Annotated in this window: 5 protein-coding genes; 4 read left to right on the plus strand and 1 reads right to left on the minus strand. The window is 50.5% G+C overall.

From position 1 onward, the window contains the following. Positions 1 to 641 precede the first annotated feature (641 nt). Positions 642 to 1,451 carry a CAP domain-containing protein gene (locus RUMCAL_RS09715; protein ID WP_021682625.1) on the plus strand — a complete coding sequence of 270 codons (810 nt, stop codon included), beginning with the start codon at positions 642 to 644 and terminating at the stop codon, positions 1,449 to 1,451. 11 nt (positions 1,452 to 1,462) lie between these two features. Next, on the plus strand, positions 1,463 to 2,428 hold the full coding sequence (locus RUMCAL_RS09720) for a helix-turn-helix transcriptional regulator (protein WP_021682626.1): 966 nt from the start codon (positions 1,463 to 1,465) through the stop codon (positions 2,426 to 2,428). A 113-nt stretch (positions 2,429 to 2,541) separates the two neighbouring features. Here RUMCAL_RS09720 and RUMCAL_RS09725 read toward each other — a convergent pair whose 3' ends face one another. After that, positions 2,542 to 3,573: a hypothetical protein gene (locus tag RUMCAL_RS09725; RefSeq protein WP_021682627.1), complete on the minus strand. Its 1,032-nt coding sequence runs from the start codon at positions 3,571 to 3,573 to the stop codon at positions 2,542 to 2,544. 175 nt (positions 3,574 to 3,748) lie between these two features. On the opposite strand from RUMCAL_RS09725, the gene hydE reads away from it, so the two are divergent. Then, complete coding sequence (gene hydE, locus RUMCAL_RS09730; protein WP_051343796.1) at positions 3,749 to 4,780, plus strand: [FeFe] hydrogenase H-cluster radical SAM maturase HydE; 1,032 nt, start codon at positions 3,749 to 3,751, stop codon at positions 4,778 to 4,780. Positions 4,781 to 5,058: 278 nt separating this feature from the next. Continuing rightward, positions 5,059 to 6,246: a M15 family metallopeptidase gene (locus RUMCAL_RS09735; RefSeq protein WP_051343798.1), complete on the plus strand. Its 1,188-nt coding sequence runs from the start codon at positions 5,059 to 5,061 to the stop codon at positions 6,244 to 6,246. Positions 6,247 to 6,274 lie beyond the last annotated feature (28 nt).

Below are 6,274 nucleotides of genomic sequence, written 5' to 3' on the forward strand. Positions count from 1 at the left end.
ATACCATATTGTCTAACAAAAGGGGAGCATTTCAGTGTTGTACTGCATGACGCTTTTGGTTTTTGGGAAAAATCGCCCCAAAAGACACGTGTCAGGTTTAGTGTCAACACATCCTAGGGTAATCAGGTCGAAACCATTCGGCGGAATTCGCTCGTTTTACTCGCTGTCCGCCTTGGGCTTGCCAACGCCGATAGTTACCCTTGCTTGTACTTGCAGCGTTGTTTTTCTAAGGTGTTACTTGTACAGTCGGTCAACTTTTATTTTTACGGCGTTTGCAAGCTTGTATTGCTAGGCTCCCCTTTAGGGCACCCGAAGGGCGTGCCTTGTGCTGAACTGTCACCGCAGGTGACTGAGGGGTTACTCTCTACAGCAATCAAACGATTTCACAAGGAGTTACGCTTCTTTTTTTCTTTACTGAAAAGAAAAAAAGAAGCAAAAAAAGAAAAGAGCTCGCTTACCCTTGATGAAAAAGGCAATGCATCACACGAATGGCAGTCACATCATTTCTCTCTCCCTTCTTTTCATCTGAAATGGCATTCTCTGTATATTTTCACAAATGTTCGTTGAAATGCATTGAAAAAAATGTTCCCATGTGGTATAATAAAATATCATAAACACACAAAGGAGAAGGAGGCGTGGAGATGCGAAAAAAGGGAATTGCCGTTTTTTGCAGTCTGGCAGTACTGTTTTCTATACTATTCGGCGGATTTCCGCAAAAGTGGCAGGTTTCCGCAGCGGCAGACATGACCAATTTTGCAGAGGAAGCGGCAGCACTGACCAACCAGTTCCGGCAGGAAAACGGACTGCCGGCGTTACAGATGGCACCGGTACTGTTAGATTTATCGGCACAGCGTGCGGAAGAACTGTCGCAGACTTACGGACACAACCGACCGGACGGGCGGGAATGGTTCAGCGTCATTGAGGATTCCACGCTGGATTCCAATTGTTATGCGGCGGAAAATGTGGCGGCAGGATACGACACACCGCAGGAAGCGGTGCAGGCGTGGATCGATTCTCCCACTCACCGGAAAGCCATGCTGGGGGAACCATATCAGTATATCGGCATTGGGGTGTACTACCTGCCGGAAGATACCAATCATTACTATATGTACTGGGATATGCTCCTGATTTCCTCACAGGAACCGCTGGAGGGGGCGAGGTACCCTGACAGCAGTACAGCCACTTCGGAAACCGCTGCTGCCACAACAGTGACGACGACACAGACAGAGCCGGTTTTGCCGCGTATCGTCGGTGATGTCAATCTGGACGGTCTGGTGGACATGAGCGATGCGGTATTGCTGCAAAAAATCATCATGGGGCAGGTGCATGTCAACGATGCCCAGCAGCAGAACAAAGACTGTTATGCAGACGGTGTACTGGATAATCGAGATGTAGTGGTGCTGCTGCAATTTCTGGTGCATCTGTTTCCGTCGCTGCCGGTAACTGCGTAAAGGAGGATACCATGTCGCGAATTCTCTATGTGCTGGATTATCTTAGCCACAATACCGATGCGGAAAAAGGGGCAACGTTGAAAGAGATTCAGGCGTACTTGCTGAACCAGACGAATCTGGGAGCAGTATCGGTGCTGAGCATCAAGCGGGACATTGAAAGGCTGGACACCATGGGGTATACCGTGGGAGTTCGGAAAGGAGCCCACAACACAGCGTATTATTACATGAAAGAACGAGGATTCACCTTTAATGAGATTCGGTTTCTGGTAGACTCGGTGTCTATCAACAAATTCCTGAACAACGAACAAAAACAGCGGCTGTTCAAGAAATTTGAAGGGCTGTGTTCCGAAGCGGAAGTGCGGAAGCTGGTGGGGCGGATCACCTTGAGTGAGGTGGCTCCGCCGTCACTGGATCTGCTGGATAATCTGGAGTGTGTGCACCAGATCATTGCCGAAAAGCGGAAGATCAATTTCAAGTACGGCAAGTATAATACCAATCGGGTCATCGAATACTATACCAAAAAGCGAAATCTGATCCCATGTCAGGTGGTCTACACCGCAGAGCGGTTTTATCTGAAAGTGATCGTGGAGGACACCGGCAATGTGCGGAACTATCGCATCGACCGCATGAAAGACATCACCGCGGGAGAACGGGTTGACATCATGCCGAAGTTGTCGAAAGCAGAGGGCTTTTCCGCGGACATTTTTGTGCCGGAGGTGTACGAAGATGTACAGCTTCGGGTGAAGCGGGTGCTGCTGGACGATATGATCGAACAGCTGGGAAACTATGCTCATGTGCGGGAAGATGAAACCGACCCCGAAAACTATATTCTGGTGCGTGCCAAAATGGGCATCAGCCACGGACTGTATCGCTGGATCATGAAATACGGGGCAGCTATGGAAGTGCTTGCTCCGGAAACGCTGCGGCAGGAAATGGCAAAGCGGCTGCATGAGGCATATCAGCAATATGAAAAATAAGGCAACACCGCACAAAAAACGGACAGCATTGCTGCTGTCCGTTTGATTGTTGCTTAGGGATTGTTTGACAAATGTACAGATTTTTCAAACAAGTTCTAGTAAGTGTGAAAAAATTATGCCTGTCCCCGTTCCTTGGCGAGGGTGTCATAGCGATCCAGCATTTCCTTGATCTCAGGGTCATTGGTCAGACCATACTGCATATGCAGATAGAAACGGATTGCCGGCAGGTCTTTGTTTTCGATGGCTTCCTTTGCCAGTGCTGTGATAACACCGACTACGTCCTCATTGGCACCGCACTTCATACCGTAGTGCTCGAAAGCCTCGTTGACTTCTTCCCGTGTGGGCGGTACGATTTTTTTCTGGGTAATGGTGTGGATATGGTGCAGTTCTGCCGGAACCATAGGGTGGTCGGCGTAGATCAGGCTCTCATAATAGAAGCAAACGGCACGGTCATAGTCCTTGACTTCCACACAGTAGAAGCCCAGATTGCAGTAACAGCGGGAGATCTGTACCGGCGTTACGGCAACTTCCAGTGTTTCCTTGATAACGGAAAGCAGCTGGTCGTGATCCCGCAGGGACTTATAGCACTCTGCCAGTTCGAAATAGGCATCTGTGTTCATGGGGTTGTAGCGGATCGCATCGTTGATGACGCGTGCAGCTTCTTCTGCACGGTTCAGTTCCAGCAGGTTGTAACCGTGGAGCAGGATCATCTGCGACAGGTCAAAGACCGGACGCACCAGCTTCTTGGACGGGCGGTAGAAGTACAGATACAGCTGATGTTCCAGCGTGTTGCGGAAGCTAAGATATACTTCCGATTCGGTTTCCCGATAGTTCATGCGAATCTTGGTGTACAGTGCTTCTGTCAGCTTGAACGATTCTTCGATTTTCTTTTCCTGAATCAGCTTGTTGGCTTCGGCAAAGACAACGTCCAGCCGCTTGCCGTCGATGTACATCATTTTGTTCAGGACTTCCCGCTTGTCGTCCGGCAGGATCTCATATGCCAGATCAGCGATCGCACTTCCGATTTCTTTTGCATTTTTTGCGGAACGGTACTTGTCTGCCTGTGATTCCAGATAGACCATGTCTACGCTGTATTCACCGGTCAAACCTTCCCGAATTTTTTTCATAATTTCATCTGTTGTCATAATATAACTCCTTTTTGACTGTGATTATTCAGCCAGTATAGTTTTATTATACAAGATTTCTGGGATAATTGCAAGTCTTTTTTGTGGATTTTTTCGAATGGCAGCAATATTTTCTCATAGGGCAACGCTGCACAAAGTTTGTGCGGTACTGCCGCAGGAAAGGACGGGGGTTTCCATGTCAGAACTGATCGCAACGCTGGAGCAGCAGCGGGACCTGCCGAACGATCTGCTGTGTTCGCTGCTGGAAACAGACCGCTATGATGCAGCATTGTTTCAGGCGGCAGACCGCGTGCGGCGGCAGCGGTACGGGACAGATGTATTTGTCCGCGGGCTGATCGAATTCACCAACTATTGCCGGAACGACTGCTATTACTGCGGGATTCGCCGGAGCAATGCCCATGTGCAGCGGTACCGGCTGACACCGGAGGAAATTCTTGCCTGCTGCACAGAGGGGTACGCACTGGGGTTCCGGACATTTGTCCTACAGGGCGGCGAAGATGCCTTTTTCACGGAGCAGCGTGTCTGTGAAATGGTTTCTGCCATACGGGAACGGTTTCCGGACTGTGCCATTACGCTTTCTGTCGGGGAGTGGGAAAAATCCAGCTATCGGGCGTTTTTCCGTGCCGGTGCAAACCGGTATCTGCTGCGGCATGAAACCGCAGACGCGGCACACTATCGCCGTCTGCACCCCCAGCCGCTTTCGTCTGAAAACCGGAAACGCTGTCTGTTTGACCTGAAAGACATCGGCTATCAGGTAGGCTCCGGATTTATGGTGGGCTCACCGTATCAGACAACGGAAAATCTCTGTGCCGACCTACGCTTTTTGCAGGAACTGGAGCCGGACATGATCGGCATCGGACCTTATCTCACCCATAAAGACACGCCTTTTCGGGAACAGCCCAACGGCAGTCTTGCACAGACACTGCGGCTGATCGGCATTCTGCGGCTGTTGTTTCCCTATGCCCTGATTCCGGCAACTACGGCGTTGGGAACGATCCACCCGCAGGGGCGGGAAATGGGACTGCGTGCCGGTGCCAACGTGGTCATGCCGAATCTGTCGCCGGTTTCCGTGCGAAAGCTGTATACGCTGTATGAGGACAAAATTTGCACAGGGGAGGAATCCGCCCAGTGCAGAAGCTGTCTGGAACGGCGGGTGGCTTCGGCGGGATATGCCATTGTCACGGATATTGGCGACGTGCGGCGGTGATTTTATAGATGTATGGAAACACTGCATAAAGCCGTCAGGCGGGCTTTATCCAGTGTTTCCATAGCATGTCAATTTTGCCGTTCGAAAAAAATTTGCATAAAAAGTATTTGCATTTTGCGTAAAATATGCTATAATATAAAGGCGATACGGAGTAACAACTTTGCATGCGATACTGCGTACAAGTTTTTTCCGTGTTTTCTGAAAAGATGTTTGAGATTTCACTCGGCGGCACGATATGGAATTTGTGTGATGCCGTCTTGATATTTGGAGGTTTTTCGATGAGCAGGGAAGAACAAAAACAAAGCAAACCAGCCAAGAAAAAAGCACCCAAAAAGCAGGCTGCTTCGCCGCAGAAGCAGATGACAAAACGTCCGAATCCACGCCGCCCCAGAGGTACCGGCGGAAAAATGGCGGCGGAAATCGTGATCTCTGTGGCACTGGTGGCATTTGTCGGCTATCAGGGATTTCATATGTACCATTCGCTGCAGCCGATCTCGCAGGGAACAGAGGGCATGGAATTGACAAGCGACATGAGCGAAGCTGCGACAGAGCCGCAGAATGTTTATGAGAATGTTTCTGTTTCCAATGAAGATGTGCATGCGGGAGATTTGATTCTGGTCAATGCGAATACTGCCTATGTGGAGGAGAACCCGTCAGAGATCGTCAGCATTTACGACCACAAGACGGACAACTACCATGTCAGCGGCACAGAAACCAGTCTGCGGCAGCAGGCGGTAGATGCCCTGAATCAAATGCTGGACGCGTTCTATGTGGCTACTGGTCATCAGGATATGATCGTCATCAGCGGCTATCGTACCAATGCCCAGCAGCAGGAACTGTATGATGAGGACTTGCAGGCAACCGGAGAACAGACTTCCACCCGTGTGGCACTGCCGGGACACAGCGAGCACGAAAGCGGCTATTCGCTGGACTTCTCCCTGTATGAGGACGGCGTGCAGTCCGACTATGACGGCACGGGAGAATATGCGTGGATCAATGAGAACTGTTCCCACTATGGCTATGTGCTCCGCTACACCGAGGACAAGCAGGACACTACCGGCATTCAGGCAGAGCCGTGGCACTACCGCTATGTGGGACAGCCCCATGCCGCTTATATGCAGGAGAACAACGTTTGTCTGGAAGAATATCTGACACTGCTGAAAAATTACAGTGCAGACGTGCCGCTGTCCATTACCAACTGGGACGGCGAGATCTATCAGGTATATTATGTGGCTGCTGATACAGCTGCGGATTCCACCTATGTCATGGTGCCGCCGGATAAAAAGTACACCATTTCCGGCAACAACAGCGACGGATTTATTGTGACGGTGGACACCGGAGAGATACAGAGCGGAGAAGCGGCAGCTTCAGAGGCCTCTGGTGCTGCCGATAATCATGCAGCAGACAGTGCAGCCGATGTCTCCGGAGAAACGGCTCCGGACGCAGAAGCAGATGCAGCACAATAAAGGCAATACCGCACAAAGAGCGTCTGGC

This window comes from Ruminococcus callidus ATCC 27760 (genome assembly GCF_000468015.1).
In the GTDB taxonomy this organism is placed as follows: domain Bacteria; phylum Bacillota; class Clostridia; order Oscillospirales; family Ruminococcaceae; genus Ruminococcus_C; species Ruminococcus_C callidus.